Raw genomic sequence first — 359 nt, forward strand, 5'->3', positions numbered from 1 at the left:
GCGCACGGACCGCAAGCTGGGCCCGGCCCGCATCGGCCCGATCCTGGGCCTGCCCGCCTCCACCGTGCACCGCATCCTGGCCCGGCACGGCCTGAACCGCCTGGCCTTCCTGGACCGGCCCACCGGCCAAGTGATCCGCCGCTGTGAGCGCGAGCGGCCCGGCGAACTCATCCACGTCGACGTCAAGAAACTCGGCCGCATCCCCGACGGCGGCGGCCACAAAGTCCTGGGCCGCCAGGCCGGCCGCGCCCGGCGCAGCAGCATGGGCTTCGACTACGTCCACTCCGCCGTCGACGACCACACCCGCCTCGCCTACAGCGAGATCCACACGGACGAGAAGGCCGCCACCTGCGCCGCCT

General features: G+C 73.5%; 1 pseudogene. It reads left to right on the plus strand.

The window, feature by feature from the left end:
* Window positions 1-359: pseudogene (locus tag AOK03_RS45310) on the plus strand (DDE-type integrase/transposase/recombinase); the annotation flags it as partial.

The organism is Streptomyces atriruber, assembly GCF_001418325.1.
GTDB classification, from domain to species: domain Bacteria; phylum Actinomycetota; class Actinomycetes; order Streptomycetales; family Streptomycetaceae; genus Streptomyces; species Streptomyces atriruber.